15 protein-coding genes and 1 tRNA gene are annotated in these 16198 nt (G+C 30.3%); 9 read left to right on the top strand and 7 right to left on the bottom strand.

Annotated elements, in window-relative coordinates; genetic code table 11:
- Positions 1–59 precede the first annotated feature (59 nt).
- Complete coding sequence (locus I6E15_RS00805) at positions 60–1412, top strand: Na+/H+ antiporter NhaC family protein (protein ID WP_235243457.1); 1353 nt, start codon at positions 60–62, stop codon at positions 1410–1412.
- A gap of 52 nt (positions 1413–1464) precedes the next feature.
- Here the strand turns inward: I6E15_RS00805 and I6E15_RS00800 are convergent, their stop codons facing one another.
- Together I6E15_RS00800 and I6E15_RS00795 are read right to left on the bottom strand one after the other, a co-directional pair.
- The gene (locus I6E15_RS00800; RefSeq protein ID WP_235243455.1) at positions 1465–1794 is read right to left on the bottom strand and encodes a type II toxin-antitoxin system PemK/MazF family toxin; all 330 of its coding nucleotides are present in this window, start codon (positions 1792–1794) and stop codon (positions 1465–1467) included.
- Positions 1788–2039, bottom strand: a complete 252-nt coding sequence (locus I6E15_RS00795) for an AbrB/MazE/SpoVT family DNA-binding domain-containing protein (RefSeq protein WP_235243454.1) — start codon at positions 2037–2039, stop codon at positions 1788–1790. The genes I6E15_RS00800 and I6E15_RS00795 overlap by 7 nt, the downstream gene beginning before the upstream one ends.
- 197 nt (positions 2040–2236) lie before the next feature.
- Between I6E15_RS00795 and I6E15_RS00790 the strand changes: the two genes are divergently transcribed.
- The 4 genes from I6E15_RS00790 (at position 2237) to I6E15_RS00775 (ending at position 4860) form a co-directional block, all read left to right on the top strand.
- Entirely contained in the window at positions 2237–3046 is an 810-nt protein-coding gene (locus tag I6E15_RS00790; protein ID WP_177161118.1) for an Mrp/NBP35 family ATP-binding protein, read from the top strand.
- 86 nt (positions 3047–3132) lie between these two features.
- Positions 3133–3207, top strand: a tRNA-Gln gene (locus I6E15_RS00785).
- 124 nt (positions 3208–3331) lie between these two features.
- Positions 3332–3967: a GntR family transcriptional regulator gene (locus tag I6E15_RS00780; protein WP_235243453.1), complete on the top strand. Its 636-nt coding sequence runs from the start codon at positions 3332–3334 to the stop codon at positions 3965–3967.
- A 125-nt stretch (positions 3968–4092) separates the two neighbouring features.
- Positions 4093–4860, top strand: a complete 768-nt coding sequence (locus tag I6E15_RS00775; RefSeq protein WP_235243452.1) for a sulfite exporter TauE/SafE family protein — start codon at positions 4093–4095, stop codon at positions 4858–4860.
- A gap of 491 nt (positions 4861–5351) precedes the next feature.
- On the opposite strand, the gene I6E15_RS00770 is transcribed toward I6E15_RS00775, so the two are convergent.
- Complete coding sequence (locus I6E15_RS00770; RefSeq protein WP_235243451.1) at positions 5352–5831, bottom strand: D-Ala-D-Ala carboxypeptidase family metallohydrolase; 480 nt, start codon at positions 5829–5831, stop codon at positions 5352–5354.
- A gap of 260 nt (positions 5832–6091) precedes the next feature.
- On the opposite strand from I6E15_RS00770, the gene I6E15_RS00765 reads away from it, so the two are divergent.
- Entirely contained in the window at positions 6092–7306 is a 1215-nt protein-coding gene (locus I6E15_RS00765; protein WP_235243450.1) for a sodium/glutamate symporter, read from the top strand.
- An 87-nt stretch (positions 7307–7393) separates the two neighbouring features.
- On the opposite strand, the gene I6E15_RS00760 is transcribed toward I6E15_RS00765, so the two are convergent.
- On the bottom strand, positions 7394–7882 hold the full coding sequence (locus I6E15_RS00760) for an outer membrane beta-barrel protein (RefSeq protein ID WP_177162039.1): 489 nt from the start codon (positions 7880–7882) through the stop codon (positions 7394–7396).
- A gap of 146 nt (positions 7883–8028) precedes the next feature.
- Positions 8029–8970 (bottom strand): LysR family transcriptional regulator, encoded by a 942-nt coding sequence (locus I6E15_RS00755; RefSeq protein WP_235243449.1) that lies wholly within the window; start codon positions 8968–8970, stop codon positions 8029–8031.
- Positions 8971–9101: 131 nt separating this feature from the next.
- On the opposite strand from I6E15_RS00755, the gene I6E15_RS00750 reads away from it, so the two are divergent.
- Positions 9102–10187 carry an NAD/NADP octopine/nopaline dehydrogenase family protein gene (locus tag I6E15_RS00750; RefSeq protein ID WP_177162041.1) on the top strand — a complete coding sequence of 362 codons (1086 nt, stop codon included), beginning with the start codon at positions 9102–9104 and terminating at the stop codon, positions 10185–10187.
- A 15-nt stretch (positions 10188–10202) separates the two neighbouring features.
- Positions 10203–10733 carry a flavin reductase family protein gene (locus I6E15_RS00745; protein ID WP_235243447.1) on the top strand — a complete coding sequence of 177 codons (531 nt, stop codon included), beginning with the start codon at positions 10203–10205 and terminating at the stop codon, positions 10731–10733.
- Between the two features lie 121 nt (positions 10734–10854).
- Here I6E15_RS00745 and ptsG read toward each other — a convergent pair whose 3' ends face one another.
- Complete coding sequence (gene ptsG, locus I6E15_RS00740; protein WP_235243445.1) at positions 10855–12339, bottom strand: glucose-specific PTS transporter subunit IIBC; 1485 nt, start codon at positions 12337–12339, stop codon at positions 10855–10857.
- A 274-nt stretch (positions 12340–12613) separates the two neighbouring features.
- Between ptsG and I6E15_RS00735 the strand changes: the two genes are divergently transcribed.
- Positions 12614–13717 (top strand): Mu transposase C-terminal domain-containing protein, encoded by a 1104-nt coding sequence (locus tag I6E15_RS00735; RefSeq protein WP_235243444.1) that lies wholly within the window; start codon positions 12614–12616, stop codon positions 13715–13717.
- A 51-nt stretch (positions 13718–13768) separates the two neighbouring features.
- Here the strand turns inward: I6E15_RS00735 and I6E15_RS00730 are convergent, their stop codons facing one another.
- On the bottom strand, positions 13769–16123 hold the full coding sequence (locus tag I6E15_RS00730) for an aminotransferase class I/II-fold pyridoxal phosphate-dependent enzyme (RefSeq protein ID WP_177162045.1): 2355 nt from the start codon (positions 16121–16123) through the stop codon (positions 13769–13771).
- Positions 16124–16198: the final 75 nt, after the last annotated feature.

The following is a 16198-nucleotide window of genomic DNA, read 5'->3' as shown; positions in this document are numbered from 1 at the left end:
TGACTTTTTTACTTATATATTTTATAATGTAATGATTATTAAATTTATAAGGGGGAGAGATGTCTCAAGAGAAAAGTAGTTTTAGAGGACTTGTGCCTTTTTTAGTTTTTATTTTAGTTTATTTAGGTACTGGGTGTTATCTTCAATTTAAAGGAACTGAGATGGCATTTTATCAACTACCATCACCAGTTGCAATATTTGTAGGTATCATAGTGGCTTTTTTAATTTTTAAAGGAAGTTTTAATGAAAAATTTGATAGTTTTTTAAAAGGTTGCGGAAATGAAGATATTCTTATAATGTGTATAGTTTATCTTTTGGCTGGAGCTTTTGCTCAAGTTGCCTCTGCTATGGGTGGTGTTGATTCTGCTGTTAATTTTGGACTTACATTTATTCCGCCTCAATATATAGCCGCTGGGATTTTTATCATTGCTGGATTTATCTCTACAGCCACAGGAACATCTGTTGGAGCTATCGTGTCACTTGGTCCTATAGGAGTTGGACTTGCTGAAAAATCTGGAGTATCACTTGGACTTGTTCTTGCTGCTCTTATTGGTGGAGCTATATTTGGTGACAATCTTTCTGTTATATCTGATACAACTATCGCTGCTACTCGTACTCAAGGGGTTGAGATGAGGGACAAATTTAGAGTAAATCTTATGGTGGCTGCTCCTGCTGCTATTATCACTATTATATTATTAGTAGTTTTTGGAAAACCTGCAACAATTATTCCACCAGAAGTTTATGATTATTCTTTTATAAAAATACTACCTTATATATTAGTTCTTGGACTTTCACTAGCTGGTATAAATGTATTTTTAGTTTTAACTGTTGGAGTATTAAGTGCTGGAGCTATTGGACTTTGTGTAGTTCCTGATTTTACACTACTTGGATTTTCTAGCAATATCTACAAAGGATTTGAAAAAATGATAGAGATTTTCTTGTTATCACTTCTTACTGGTGGACTTGCTGAAATGGTAAAAAGAGCTGGAGGTATCAACTGGCTTATCTCTAAAATCCAAACTATGATAAAAGGAAAAAAATCTGCTCTTATCGGTATTGGAACTTTAGTAGGTCTTATAGATATGGCTGTTGCAAATAATACTGTGGCTATAATTATAAATGGACCAATCGCTAAAAATATAAGTAATAAATTCAAGGTTGACCCAAAAAAAACTGCAACTATTTTGGATATATTCTCTTGTGTTGCTCAAGGAATTATCCCTTATGGAGCTCAAATGTTAATTCTTATAGGTTTCGCAAATGGTGCTGTTACATTCTTTGATGTATTACCATATTTATGGTATCAAGGACTTTTATTTGTTCTTGCTATAATTTCTATATTTGTACCTTTTGCTGATTATTATATAAATAAATATCCTTGGAATTTTGAAGAAAACAAAATAGATAAATAATTTTTATTAAAATGGGACTGTTATAAAAAATGCAACAGTCCCTTTAATCTTATTATTCTTTTTCTATTTCAGCAAATACAACATCAATAATATTCTCTAGTATATCATCTGGAATTTTTTCTATAAAAATATGAGGTCTTGCCTCTAAGTCAATTGCTCTTATATGTTCACATAAAACAGTCCCAGTAGTTTTAGTTCTTTCATCTAGAGGAATATGAAGTGGAAAATTATTTTTAGTATTTGTTATTGGGCAAAGTATTACTAATCTTGCCATTTTGTTGAAAGTATCATTACTTACAACCACAGCTGGTCTATAGCCTGCCTGTTCATGTCCTGCTTGTGGATTAAGATTGACTTTTATAATATCCCCTTGTTTTACCATATCTCTTTACCTACTGGCTCTCCCCAATCAATAGTTTCTTTTGTATAAACTCCGTCGTAATTTTTAAATAATTCTTTTATATTTTTTCTCTCTTTAGCAGACACTTTTTTTATTTTTACAGAATTATCTTCAACTATAATCTCCACTTTTTCAGACTCATTCCACCCTAAAACATCTAAAATATTTTTTGGTATTCTAATTCCTTGACCATTACCCCATTTACAAATTGAAGTAGTTAATGCCATAAAAACCACCCCTTTCTTTTAGTATATACATAGTATATACTTTTTTTCTGAAAAAATCAACAAATTTTTATTTATATAACTTTGATTTGATATTCTATTGACATTTAATAAAATCAGTAGTAAAATTATTTTGTATTATAGTTAATTTTGTAAAGTTTAAGAAAACAAATTCTTATAAGTTTAGGAGGAAAAATCATATGGTTAACAAAGAAATGAGTGAACTTGACCTAAGAGTTAAAAAAAATATGGAACAAGTTAAACATAAAATCGTTGTTATGAGTGGAAAAGGTGGAGTTGGAAAATCTACTATGTCTACAAATATCGCTTACGGTCTAGCTCTAAAAGGTTACACAGTAGGGATTTTAGATGCTGATATTCACGGACCAAATGTTGCACTTATGTTAGGAAAAGAAGGATATAAAGCAGCTACTTTCAAACCATTAGAATTATTAGATGGAAAATTAAAAGTAGTTTCTCTAAGTTTCTTCTTAGGTTCTTCTGATGACCCTATTATCTGGAGAGGACCTGCAAAAATAGGAGCAATACACCAATTTTTAGGAGATGTTCAATGGGGAGAACTTGACTACCTTGTAGTTGACTTACCACCTGGAACAGGAGATGAACCTTTAACAATTGCTCAATCTATTGGAAAAGCTGATGGAAGTGTTATTGTTACTACTCCTCAAGATGTATCTATTCTTGACTCAAGAAAATCTATTAAATTCTCAAAACTTATCAACTTACCAATCCTTGGTATAGTAGAAAATATGAGTGGATTTGTATGCCCACACTGTGGAGAAAGAATCGACATATTTAAAACTGGTGGAGGAGAAAAAGCTGCTAATGATTTAGGTGTAGATTTCTTAGGAAAAGTTCCTATGAACCCTGCTATCGTTACTGCTGGTGACTCTGGAAATCCTTATATCGGTTCTGGTGAAAAAAATGCCGCTCACGACGCTTTAGAAGAAATAGTTGCTAAATTAATAGCAAAAACTCAAAACAAATAGTTGAATATCAATACTTTTTAATAAAAAAATATTTTTTAATTGACAACTATTATTTTATTTGGTATAATTAACAAGTCCAAATAAGTTGGGATGTCGCCAAGCGGTAAGGCAACGGACTTTGACTCCGTTATGCGTTGGTTCGAATCCAGCCATCCCAGCCATTAATAAACTACTAAACCTTTTAGTCTTAACGATTAAAAGGTTTTTTTTATAAATCATTTGATATTTTTTGTTGAAAAGAGTATACTATAAATAGACTATTTGTAGAATGAAAAGAGGTTTTTTATGGGGAATTATGTTAATTTAAAAGAAAAAGCTTACAGTATTATAAAAGATAAAATTATAAATCTTGAGTTTTCTCCCGGAGAATACTTAGAAGAAAAAAAGTTAGGAGATCTTTTAGAAATAAGTAGAACTCCTGTAAGAGAGGCTCTATCAAGACTTGAGAATGAGCTTTGGGTTACAAATATGCCACGTAAAGGAATCTTTGTAACTGAGGTAGATGAGAATATGGTCAATGCTATTTTTGAAGTGAGGATCCACTTTGAACCAGCTGTCCTAGAACTTGCATTTGCTAACCTTTCATCTGTTAAATTACAACTTTTCAAAAGTAGATTTGAAGAGTATGAGAGTTGGAATCAATCTGAAAGAGATAAACTTGATAACGATTTCCATCTTTATATTTTTAATTCTGTTGACAATGTTTTTGTTAAAAATATGCTAAACACTACTTTTGAACATCTAGTGAGAATTAGAAAGCTTTCTTTTGATAAAAAAAGCAAAGAGAGAATAGAGGAATCTAATAGGGAGCATATTGAAACTATCAATTATATCTTGGCTGGGGAAAAGGAAAAAGCAGTAAAGGCTTTTAGAAATCATATAGAAAATTCTTACAAATACTATTTAGGAATACTTTTTTAATAAGAAAATTTTTTAAGAGGATATTTTAATATATTCTCTTTTTTCTTTAGTATTTTTATTGACAAAATGACTTTTATAAACTATTATTATATTGGGGTATCTTTATTTGACTAGGAGGAAATATTATGTTTGGTATGCCTTTGGAAAATTTTATCTTTGTTGGTGTTTTAAGTTTTATTGCTGCTGCTGTTGATGCTATTGCTGGTGGTGGAGGTCTGATTAGTCTACCTGCTTTTATGTCTATCGGAATTCCTATCCATCTTGTTATGGGAAGTCATAAACTTGCCTCAACTATATCTTCTGTTGGAAGTTGCATCAAATTTTTTACCTCTGGTAAAATGACTACATCACTGCTTAAATACCTTGTGCCATTAAACTTTTTGGGAGCTTGTCTAGGTGTTTATGTACTTAATTTGATAGATGATAAAATATTAGAACCACTTATTATATTTTTATTATTTATAATGCTTATCTATACAGTTGTCAATAAAAATATCGGTTTAGAAGATAATTTCAAAGGGCTTAACAAAAAAAATATAATCGCTGGTTGCATTATGTCAACAGTTATCGGATTTTATAATGGTTTCTTTGGTCCAGGAACTGGGTCTTTCCTTTTATTTGCTTTTATAAAAATATATGGAATGGACTTTGTTATCTCTACTGGAAATGCCAAGGTTTTAAATTTAGTAGGAAACTTTGCAAGTCTTATTATGTTTATCTATTATGGAAATATTGAGTATACTTATGCTTTGATATTTGGAACTGTTATGTTCTTCGGAGGACATTGTGGAGCTAAACTTGCTATAAGCAAAGGTGGTAAATTCGTTAAACCTTTCTTCGTAATAGTTACATCAATTACTCTTGCAAAAATGGTAATATCTAAATTTTTCTAAAAACTAAATATATAATATAGATTATATCCTTTATTTCTTTGATAAAGGATATTTTTTTATGTGCCTAATTGTGCTAAAAGTGTTGCCAAAGCCACTTTTCTTAATCTCATAAAACATAAGGATATAAAAAATAATGTGCCATTCAATATTTCTTTTGGCACATTCCTAACTTTAGATATATTAATTATTTATATTTAAAAATATGAAAAGTGTGCCACTAAATATACTATATACATATAAATTTTCTAAATTATAATTTTATTTACCTATTTAGATTTACATATATAAATATGTATAATTTTTCACAACTTTTGGCACAAATCTAAAATTTTAGTTATAACTATATAAAATAAAAGGTATTAAAGCTGTGCCAACTCAATAAAAACTTTGGCAACAAATGGCACATCATTATCATAATTCATCTAATAATATAACTTTATAAAAAATAGATCTGGCAACACTATTTTTAAAATTTGGCAACATTAATTTTTTTATCTATAAAATCTCTGTCTTCTCTCGTGGCGAGGATTTTCCTTAAAACTTATATGAATATACCCTTTTCTAGAATAATAGATAATCTGGTCGTAGCTATAACCTGATTTTATAATTCTATTAAAAGCCTCTCTTTCACTTCCATTTACTTTAAAATCAACAGCTAAACCTTTTGTATGGGCAGAAGTACTACTTCCCCCTACTCTCCTATTTATTTTATAACCTCTATACCAACTATTTATATGGATTTGTTTTCCCACTATTTTTCTTATTCTCTCCATTCTCTGAGCTGTGCTTCTTATTCTTTTGTAGTCTGCCCTTGTTGGATAGTTGGAGATTCTATGTCTTTTCCCATAAGAGCTATATGTAGCCTCATAAAATGTAAAATGTCTCGAGATTTTTTGGTTTCCTCTCTTCTGAACTCTTCCACACCCAACAAATAAAAATAAAATCGTTAAAATAACTATTATTTTTTTCATCTACTTATCCTCTTTCATAAAAATATAATCTCTTTTTCATTATATCACGGATTTCATTCCTTAGCAAAAATTACTTATATAGGAATTATTTTCCATCTTATTTTTTTATTTTTGGAATTTTTTTCCTATTTTAATATATTTTTTATTTTTATTTTTTTCTTTTCCCTTATATATTAAGGATATAAATTTTTTTAATATTTGGTATAAAAATTGCTATATATTCTATATAGTTTTTATTTACTTTGTAGGGAGGTTTTTATATGCTAGAGATTAAATTGGATATATTCCAAACACTTGCATTCACAGTTTTATTAATTTGGTTAGGAGATTATTTAAGAAATAAATTTCCTATTTTGAAAAAGTACTGTATTCCATCAGCTGTTGTAGGGGGGCTTTTATTTGCAATTATAGCTTGTGGATTACACGTTAACGGAATTGTGGATTTTAAATTTGATAGTAAAACTACAAATACTTTATTCTATTGTTTATTCTTCGCTGCTAGTGGAGCTGCTGCTGGACTTAGCTTACTTAAAAAAGGTGGAAAACTAATAGTTATCTTCACTATCTTGGCTGCAGTTACTGCATTTTTACAAAACGTTTTAGCAGTTGGTCTTGGAAAAGTTTTAGGAGTTAAACCTTTAATCGCTCTTATGACTGGTTCTATCCCAATGACTGGTGGACACGGAAATGCTGCATCATTTGCCCCAATAGCTGAACAAATGGGAGCTACTGGAGCTGTTGAAGTTGCTATTGCGGCTGCTACATTTGGATTAATTTCTGGTTGTATCGTTGGTGGACCTTTAGGAAATGCTATCGTTCAAAAATATGGTTTAAAAGGAAATGCTACAGCTGAAGAGATAGCTGAAATGGAAAAAGCTAACCAAAAAGAATTTATAATGAATAAAGCTAGAAGTTTAAAAGGTGCTTGTCTAATGTTTATCGCTTGTGGATTTGGAGCTACACTTCTTGTTATCCTTAAAAAAGTTTTACCTGGTGTAAACTTACCTATCCACGTTTTATGTATGCTTGGTGGACTTTTAATAAGAATCATATATGATACTTGTATCGGTGAAGATGAGGCTTTATATGAATCTATAGATATTTTAGGAGAAATTTCTCTTGCAATGTTCGTTACAATGTCAATAATGACTATGAAATTATGGCAATTAGCTGACCTTGCAATTCCTATGGTAATATTATTAATAGCTCAAGTTGTTTTAATGGTTACTTTCGCTGCATTTATCTCTTTCAGATTACTTGGAAAGAACTACGACGCAGCAGTTATGGCAGTAGGACATACAGGATTTGGTTTAGGAGCTGTACCAGTATCAATGGCAACAATGAAAACTGTTTGTGATAAATATGGATATTCAAAAATCGCTTTCTTCGTTGTACCAGTAATAGGTGGTCTTATCAGTAACTTTACAAATGCTGCGATCATCACTTTCTTCTTAAACTTCTGTGGTAACCTATAATTAAGAGATTTTCTTACAATACCCTATATACTTGAAACCTCCCAAATATTTGGGAGGTTTCTCATTTTTTGATTATTAATTTTTTTATTAGAATATACTAAATCCTACTACAAATGAAACTTGATTTAAGTCATCATCTTCTACTTTTGTTCTAGAGTATAGGAGTTCTGCTTCCATATTTAGAAAATACATTCCTACTCCTGCTCCATAATATGTTGTAGCATCTTTTCCTCTATAATCGTCATCACTGTAAAGAGTTGTTCCTAATTTTCCAACTACATATGGTTGTATTGGAAGAAGAGGGAAAAAGTTAAATTTTGCAAGTCCGTAAACTGGTATAGTTTCAACTTCAACATCTTCTATACTTTTGTTATATGCTATTCCAACACCTAAGTCAGCCAAAGCAAAACTTTGTGTTACTTCAACTCCAAATGTTGGAGCATAATTTTCAAAACTTCCACTTTCTTTGTTATAAGATGAAGAGTTTGTAATAGCTCCTAATCTAAAATGTGCATCAAAAGCTAGTGCATTAACAGAAGATATTAAAAGAAACGCACCTAAAAGTATCTTTTTCATTTTTTTCCTCCTTTATTCTTTTTTATAATCCTAATATTTGTTAGAATTTTATAAAAAAATTATAGCACAAAAAAATCTTTTTTACTAATTAATTTAATATGATTTTTACTCTTTATCTTCTCTCTACAAAAGAAAATCAAAATAAATTAAATTAAAAATCCCTCATCTATAGTAGGAATATTATTTATAACTTTTTTTAAAGAGGAAATAAAATTTTTAATATAGTTACTTTGCTTCCTTTCTGCTGAATAGACAAGAATATCTTTTGTTATGATTTGTAAGTCAGTACACTCTCTCTGAGTAAGACGATTTCTTTTTAAGATATTTTCAGGAAGTATCGGAACCCACATAAATGCTTCATTAACATTTACCAAAAGATTAATATGACTACCTCTATCATAGACACTTATGCTCTGTGGAGAGGTTTGGTATGAATCTATAGTTTTATTATTTTTTTCAACAGGGATTTTTATATCCCCTTGAATAATCTCTATGTATTTTTTCAACATTTCAGCTTTTATTTTTTTCTTTGAAGCCAAGGGGTGATTTTCCGAAAAAGTCAAAAGCATTTTAAACTCCCATAGAGGTTCAAAAATAAGATTTTTACTTTTTAAAAGTGAAACAAAAAAGTTCTCGTGAATATTTTGACAACGAATAATACCTATTTCAGCATTTCCATTTGCTACCTCGTGAATAACATTTAATGAGTTAGTTTCATTAAAATTAACTGTCATCTCTTTTTTATTTTTCAAATCGTTTATAAAATTTGAAACAGCCATTGTAATATAAGTAGCTCTACAAGCAGCTATACTAAAACGTATTGTAGAGTCTGTATTTGCTGTGTATAAAGATTCCAATTGATTAATGTCCGAAATTATTTTTTTAGCATAAACTAAAAATTTCTCCCCCTCTTTTGTAGGAAAAACTCCCTTTTTACTTCTATAAAAAATAGAAATTCCTAAATCTTTTTCCAATTCTTTTATAGCAGCACTTAAATTTGGTTGTCCCATATAAAGATTTTTTGCAGCCTTGTTTATAGAGCCCATCTTATCCACTTCGACTACGTATTTTAAATATTGAATATTCATCTTGATTCCTCGCCCTTATATTTTTATTATATAATCTGATATATAGATTATAGATTATACAAATAATTTTTTCAATGCTAAAATATAAGAAGTTAAAATTTTGTAGAAATTTATACAAAGGGGTGATTTTAATGGGTGAATTAGTAGCAGTTTTAGGAGGAGGAAATGGTGCTCACGCAGCCGCAGCGGATTTTGCAAGAAGAGGCTTTGAAGTGCGTATGTTTGAAGACGAAAAATTTGCTGGAAAAATGCAAAAAGTTTTCGAAACTAAGCAAATAATACAACACGGTGTTTTAGGAGAGGGAGTAGGAAATCTTGCAATGGTTACTACTGATATTTCTGAAGCTGTAAAAGGTGTAAAATATATTGTTATAGCTGTTCCAGCATTTGGTCACAGTTATTATGCAGATCTTCTTGTTGACCATTTAGAAGATGGACAAATAATTTTAATTCTTGCAGGAACATTTGGTTCTCTTATTTTCTGGAATAAAATGAAAAAGAAAGGAATTAAAAAAGATGTGGCTTTTGCTGAGTCATATACTTTACCATATGATACAAGACTTATGGGTCCTGGAGAATCAATGGTAATGGGAGTACATTCTCCTTTAAAAACAGGAGTTATGCCTGCTAAAAAAACAGCAGAAGTTATAGAAGAATTAAAGAAATTCTATCCAGTATCAGCAAGTGAAAGTGTAATAGAAAGTGGATTATTTACTTTAAATCCAGTTGTTCACGTTCCTGGTTGTATAATGAATGCTGGAAGAATAGAACTTATGAAAGGAGAATTTTGGTTCTATAAAGAAGGAATTACTCCTTGTGTAGGAAAAGTAACAGAAGCTTTAGATGAAGAAAGAATGAACATTATAAAAAAATTAGGATATAAAGCTATATCTGTTGTAGATGCTCTTGGTTCTTCAGGAAGTGTAAAAACAAATATTTATGAAGCTATTACAAAAAATGAACAATTTGGAAAAATTAAAGGTCCTGATGGATTAACTAATAGATACTTTACAGAAGATATTCCATTTGGTTTAGTTGGTTGGTCTGTTATCGGTAAATTAGTTGGAGTTGAAACTCCTATAATGGATTCTTTCATCACTATAGGAAGTATTGCTATGGGACAAGATTGTCGTAAGACAGGAAGAACTGCAGAAGAGTTAGGAATTGCTGGAATGAGCATTGAACAATTAAAAAATTATTTATATGACGGGGAATAAAAAGGGAGGAAAATTATGGCATTTCACGAAATTAAACCTAATGAATTAAAGGAAAATACTTTTAATCTTTTTGCAAAAGATTGGTTTTTAATGACAGCAGAAAAAGAAGGAAAAGTAAATACAATGACAGTTGGTTGGGGAGGATTTGGAGTAATGTGGAAAAAGGACGTTGTTTTTGTAGCTGTTCGTCCTGAAAGATACACTCACGAATTTTTAGAAGCTTCAGATACATTTTCATTAACTGTTTTTGATCCATCTTTCAAAAAACAACTTGCATATTGTGGAGTAGTTTCAGGAAGAACTGAAGACAAAATAGCAAAATGCGGATTTACTGTACTTCATGATGGAGAAACACCTTACTTTGAAGAAGCAAGAATGAGCTTTACTTGTAGAAAATTATGTACTACTCCTCTTAGACCAGAAGATTTTATGGATTCTGAATTTGCTGGTAAATGGTACGGTGGAGAAAATAATGCAAATGGAGAAGGTGGGGGATACCATCTTATCTATATAGCTGAAATAGAAAAAATTCTTGTAAAAGACTAATTAAATTTTCTCAAATACAAAGATAACTAATATATTAAATTATTACACCCTCTAACTTAGATAACTAAACTAGAGGGTGTAATTTATTTTTAAAATAGATTGTATTGTGATTTCTTTATTTTTATATTCCTGTTAATTTTTTCAAATCATTACAGATAAATTGAGCTTTTGCACCAAATATTGCTTGAACTCCATTTTTTCCAACTTTCAATACTCCAGAAGCTCCTAATTTTTTTAACTCTTTGTCCTCTACCTTAGTTGTATCTTTTACCTCTACTCTAAGTCTTGTTATACAAGCATCCAAAGATACTAGGTTTTCTTTTCCACCTAACGCATTTAAAACTCCAACAACAAGTTCTTTCTCTCCAACTTTTTCTGTTGTTTCTTCTGCAGTGTCTTCCTCTCTTCCCGGAGTCATAAGATTAAATTTTCTGATTGCAAACCTAAATCCAAAATAATAGATAACTGCTAGACCAAGTCCAACTACTATTACCATATACCAGTGATTTTCAAATCCACTTGTACCAGGTAAAACTCCAAAAGCTAGGTAGTCAATTAATCCTCCTGAGAATGTCATTCCTATTCTAACACCGAATAAGTTCATCAACATAAAAGATAAACCTGCAAAGATACAATGTACTGCGTATAAAACTGGAGCTACAAAAAGGAATGAAAACTCTAATGGTTCAGTAATTCCAGTTAAGAAAGATGTTAAAGCTGCTGAAAGTAAAATCCCCCCTGCTATTTTTTTCTTAGATGGTTTTGCTTCGTGGTACATTGCTAAAGCTGCTGCTGGTAACCCAAACATCATAAATGGATATTTTCCAGTTAAGAATTTTCCAGCTCCTTGATATGTAGCACTTGAAAAATTAGTTACTCCATCTTTTAACATTGCAAACCATATTGTTTGGTCACCTTTTACTATTTCCCCAGCATTATTTACATATTCACCAAATTGATACCAGAATGGAGAATAGAATATATGATGTAATCCTAATGGTATTAAAGCTCTTTCAGTTACTCCAAAAAGGAAAGTAGAGATATTTGTATTAGTTTCATTAGCTAAGAAACTTAATTTTTCTAGTCCCATTTGGAAAGGAATCCAGATAACTGGCATAGCAAGTCCAACTAAAAATGCTAAAACTGCTGTAACAATTGGAACTAATCTTTTTCCAGCGAAAAATCCTAAAAATGGAGGAAGTTCTGTTTTATAGAATTTTTTATAACAGATAGCTGCTATAACCCCTGCTATTAATCCTCCAAAAACTCCTGTTTGTAATGTTGGTATTCCCATTACCATAGCGTAAGCTGTATTATTTGCTGCAACTTCTGCTGCGGCATTAGAAACAATTCCCATCGTTGTATTCATAACAAGTATTGCTATTACAGCTGATAGTCCTGCAACTCCGTCTCCTCCTACTAAACCAATAGCTGCCCCTATTGCAAATAAAAGAGGTAAGTTTGCAAAAATAATATTTCCTGCTTGTTCCATTAAAGGTATCCCCAATTTGTTTCCAAAAGCTAGAAATAATCCTGCTGCTGGTAAAATTGCAACTGGAGTCATCAAAGCTTTTCCTACTTTTTGAATCTCTGCAAATGCTTTCATTTCCTCATTTATGTGAAAAATTTCACATATCCTCCTTTTTAATTTTTTGACAAAAAAATATTTTCTCGAGATATATAGGTATAAACAATACTTTTTTTGTCTTTTTTGTTTTATTATTTGTATGAAATAATATTATCATATCAGTCAGAAAAAGTCAAAGTTTTTTTCTAAAAAAATGAGCCTTTTTTTAGAAAAATTTTTTATTTGATTTTTATAAAATAATAGTGTATCATATTATTGTACATTTAATTCTAGCATAAAATGGAGGTTCTATATGGATTCTCATGAAGAAATAAAGATAAAAAGATTTAAAATAATTGAGCCTTTTTTAAAAAAAGAAAAAAAATTAAAAGAGATTGAATTAGAGACTGGTATATCCTATGCTACCCTTAAAAGATGGATAAAATCATACAAAGAAAATGGTATGTTTGGACTAGAAAAAAAAGAAAGAGAAGATAAAAACTCCTTTAAATCTGTTGATGAAGAAGGTTTATCTCTTATAAAAAAATTTTGTTCAAAAGAGAAAGAATCAAATATATCAAAGCTCTATGAAAATTGTCAAAGTTTTTTAAAAGAAAAAAATTATAGCATAAGTTATCCTACTTTTTACAGGATTTTAAATAATATTGATGGGTTTTTCAAAAAATCTATGTCATATCATATAGAAAAAATAAAAAAATCCAATGAAATTTTTTCAGTGATAGAAGTTCCTCTATCTATTTTGGTTCAAGGAGATAAGGTAGTAGTTCCAACAATTCTTCTACTTTTCGATTTAGTAAACTTAAAAGTTATCCACTATACAATAAATATTGAGCCAACAAATATCTATTCTATACTTGGTTTCATCAGAGAAAGTATTCTAAAAAATTCTATTTTTCAAAATCGACCTACAAAACCAAAAGAGATACTTATTGATTCAGAAAATATAATAAATAAAAGTCTATTTAAAGAGATTTTTGACAATGTAAATATAAAAATCTCTAACTATACAAACTCTGATAAAAATCTTCAAAAGTTTATTTCTCTTTTAAATGATGACTTAAATAAAATATTTTTTGATAAGGATAAAATATTTGAAAAAGAGGAGCTTATAAATTTTTTAGACCAGTATCTTTATCTTGATAATCCAGAGCTTAATTTTAAGTTTGAACCAAGTCTTATAGAAAATAAAAATTTCTTAAGAGAGCTTGATATTTTCTTACAAACAACCACAAGAAAAGTTTCAGCCTCTAGTTTTAGACTTAAAAACAATATTTTTAAATCTAATATACTAGAAGACCTTGAGGGAATACAGATTCAATTAAAATTTAATCCTATCAACTATAATATAATCTATATCTTTACTAAAAATAAATTTTATGGTTTGATAGAATTATAAAAAATATAATACAAAAAAAATGTACCTAGAAAACTAGGTACATATTTTTTATTAATATATTGGATTGATCATATATTCTGTAATATCTCTAACTATTGCAGCTGTTTTTAAACTCTTATCATAAACTGGGTTATATTCAACTATATCAACAGATGTTATGAAGTAGTTTTTGAATAAATATTTGAATGTTTTGAAGATATCTTCTTCGTCAAATCCATTTTTAACTGGAGTACTTACACCAGGAGCAAATTTTGGATTTAATGAATCTACGTCAAAACTTATATGGATATCAGAAACTTTTAAGTAATCTCCGATTTCTTCAAGTACAGCTTCTATTCCTTGACGCATTACATCGTCATAAGGTATAACTTTTACTCCAAGTTTTTCGATAACGTCATATTCTCTAACGTCTATATCTCTAGCTCCAAGGATAACTACATTTTCAGGTTTTATTTTAGCTCCCTCAAAATAACAGTTAACCATATCTGTATCTCCCTCACCTTGTAAGAAAGCAAGTGGCATTCCGTGGATATTTCCACTGATTGTAGTTTCTTCTGTGTTCATATCAGCATGAGCGTCAATCCACACAACTCCAAGATTTGGATTAGATTTTGCTACTCCAGAGATAGTTCCAAGAGCTATTGAGTGGTCTCCTCCAATTGTTATTGGTCTGTATCCATCTTCAACAGCTTCATCTACCATTTTAGCTATTTTTTCACAAGTGTTAAGGATAGTATTTTTATATTTCATCATAGGAACGTTGAAGTCTTCTCTTTGTTTATCAACGTCTATCATTTCTATTTCACCGAAAGTATCTGAGAAGTTTTCGTATAATACATCAATACCGAACTCAATACCAGATCTATCTGCTCCAAGATTTAGAGGAACACCAAAGATTCTGTTTCTCATTTTTTCAGTGTATAGGTACATTGCGTCTTCATCTTCAATGATGTTGATGTATTCAAGATTAGGGTCTTCCATTCCTTGTAAGTGAGTTTTTTGTTCACGTAATTCTTCTACATAGTTTATAACTTCTTTACTAATTCTTTCTCCAGGAATGATGATAGGAATTCCAGGTGGATAAGCCATTATCATCTCAGCACAGATTTTTCCAAGACTGTCTTTGAAAGGTACTTTTGAAGTTTCACTGTAGAATGCTTCCCTTGGGTTTAGTTCTTGCTCTGGGATAGCTGGTATTCTTGAAGTTTTTATTTTTTTGATTTCTTTTGTATTGAAATATCTGTCACTGATGTCTTGTAAAGCTCTTATTAAAGTATCAACACTTTCTTTTGTATCTCCAATTGTGATAAGTCCTAAAACGTTGTAGAAATCTGAAAGTTCAACTTGAATGTTATATTCATCTGTTAACATTGTTTCTAAGTCAAATCCAGTTATTCCTAAAGCTTTTGCTGATACTGTAAGTTTTGTAGGGTCAAATGCAAATATTCCCTCTCTTCCAACTATTTCTTCACCGAATGAGTACATTCCAGCTATTTTATTTATCTCAGCTCTAGCATAGTTTGCTAGTTCGATTGTTCTTGAAAGTAATTCTCTTCCTTGAGTGGCGATTTGTCTTCTTGCACAATCAAGAGATGCCATTAAAGGATAAGATGGTGAAGTTGTGTGAAGTAAACTTAAGATTTGTTGTACTCTTGTTGGGTCAACTCTGTCTGAGTTTACATGTAATAAAGACATTTGAGTCATAGCACCTAAGATTTTATGTGTACTTTGACAACAGATATCTGCTCCAGCATCAACAGCTGACATTGGTAAATCTTCATGGAAATGTAAATGTGGTCCGTGAGCTTCGTCAACTATTAATGGAATATCATGTCTATGAACTATAGCAGCTATTTTTTGAATATCAGTAGCCACTCCATAGTATGTAGGGTTTATAATTAGAACTGCTTTTGCGTCTGGGTGTAGTTCTAACATTTTTTCAACTGTACTTGGTCTAACTCCGTGAGCTATTCCTAAGTCGTTATCTATAACAGGATTCATATATACAGGTATTGCTCCAGCTAGAATAATACCAGCAGAAACTGATTTATGAACATTTCTAGGAATTAATATTTTTTCTCCAGCCTTTACAACTGAAAGAATCATGGCTTGAATCGCACCAGATGTACCGTTAACAGCAAAGAAACTTTTTTTAACTCCATATGCGTCTGCTGCTAATTCTTGAGCTTCTTTTATACAACTTTTTGGGTGGTGTAATCCGTCAACCATTTTAAAAATTGTAACGTCCATTTTTAAAGGATTTTCTCCAAAAAATTCAAGAAATTCTTTATCCATTCCTTTACCTTGTTTGTGGCCAGGTACATGGAAAGGTGTTATATTTCTTTTTACATATACATCTTTTAGCACTGTAAATAATGGTGTCAAATTTTGATCTAATTTTGCCATTCTTTTCTTTCTTACCTCCATATTTTAATTTTTAGATTTTTGTGTTATAATTTTCTTACATTACTGTATTTTATG

This window comes from Fusobacterium perfoetens (genome assembly GCF_021531475.1).
Taxonomy (GTDB): domain Bacteria; phylum Fusobacteriota; class Fusobacteriia; order Fusobacteriales; family Fusobacteriaceae; genus Fusobacterium_B.
The sequence above is the reverse complement of the archived record's forward strand: the minus strand, read 5'-3'. Positions and strand labels throughout refer to the sequence as shown.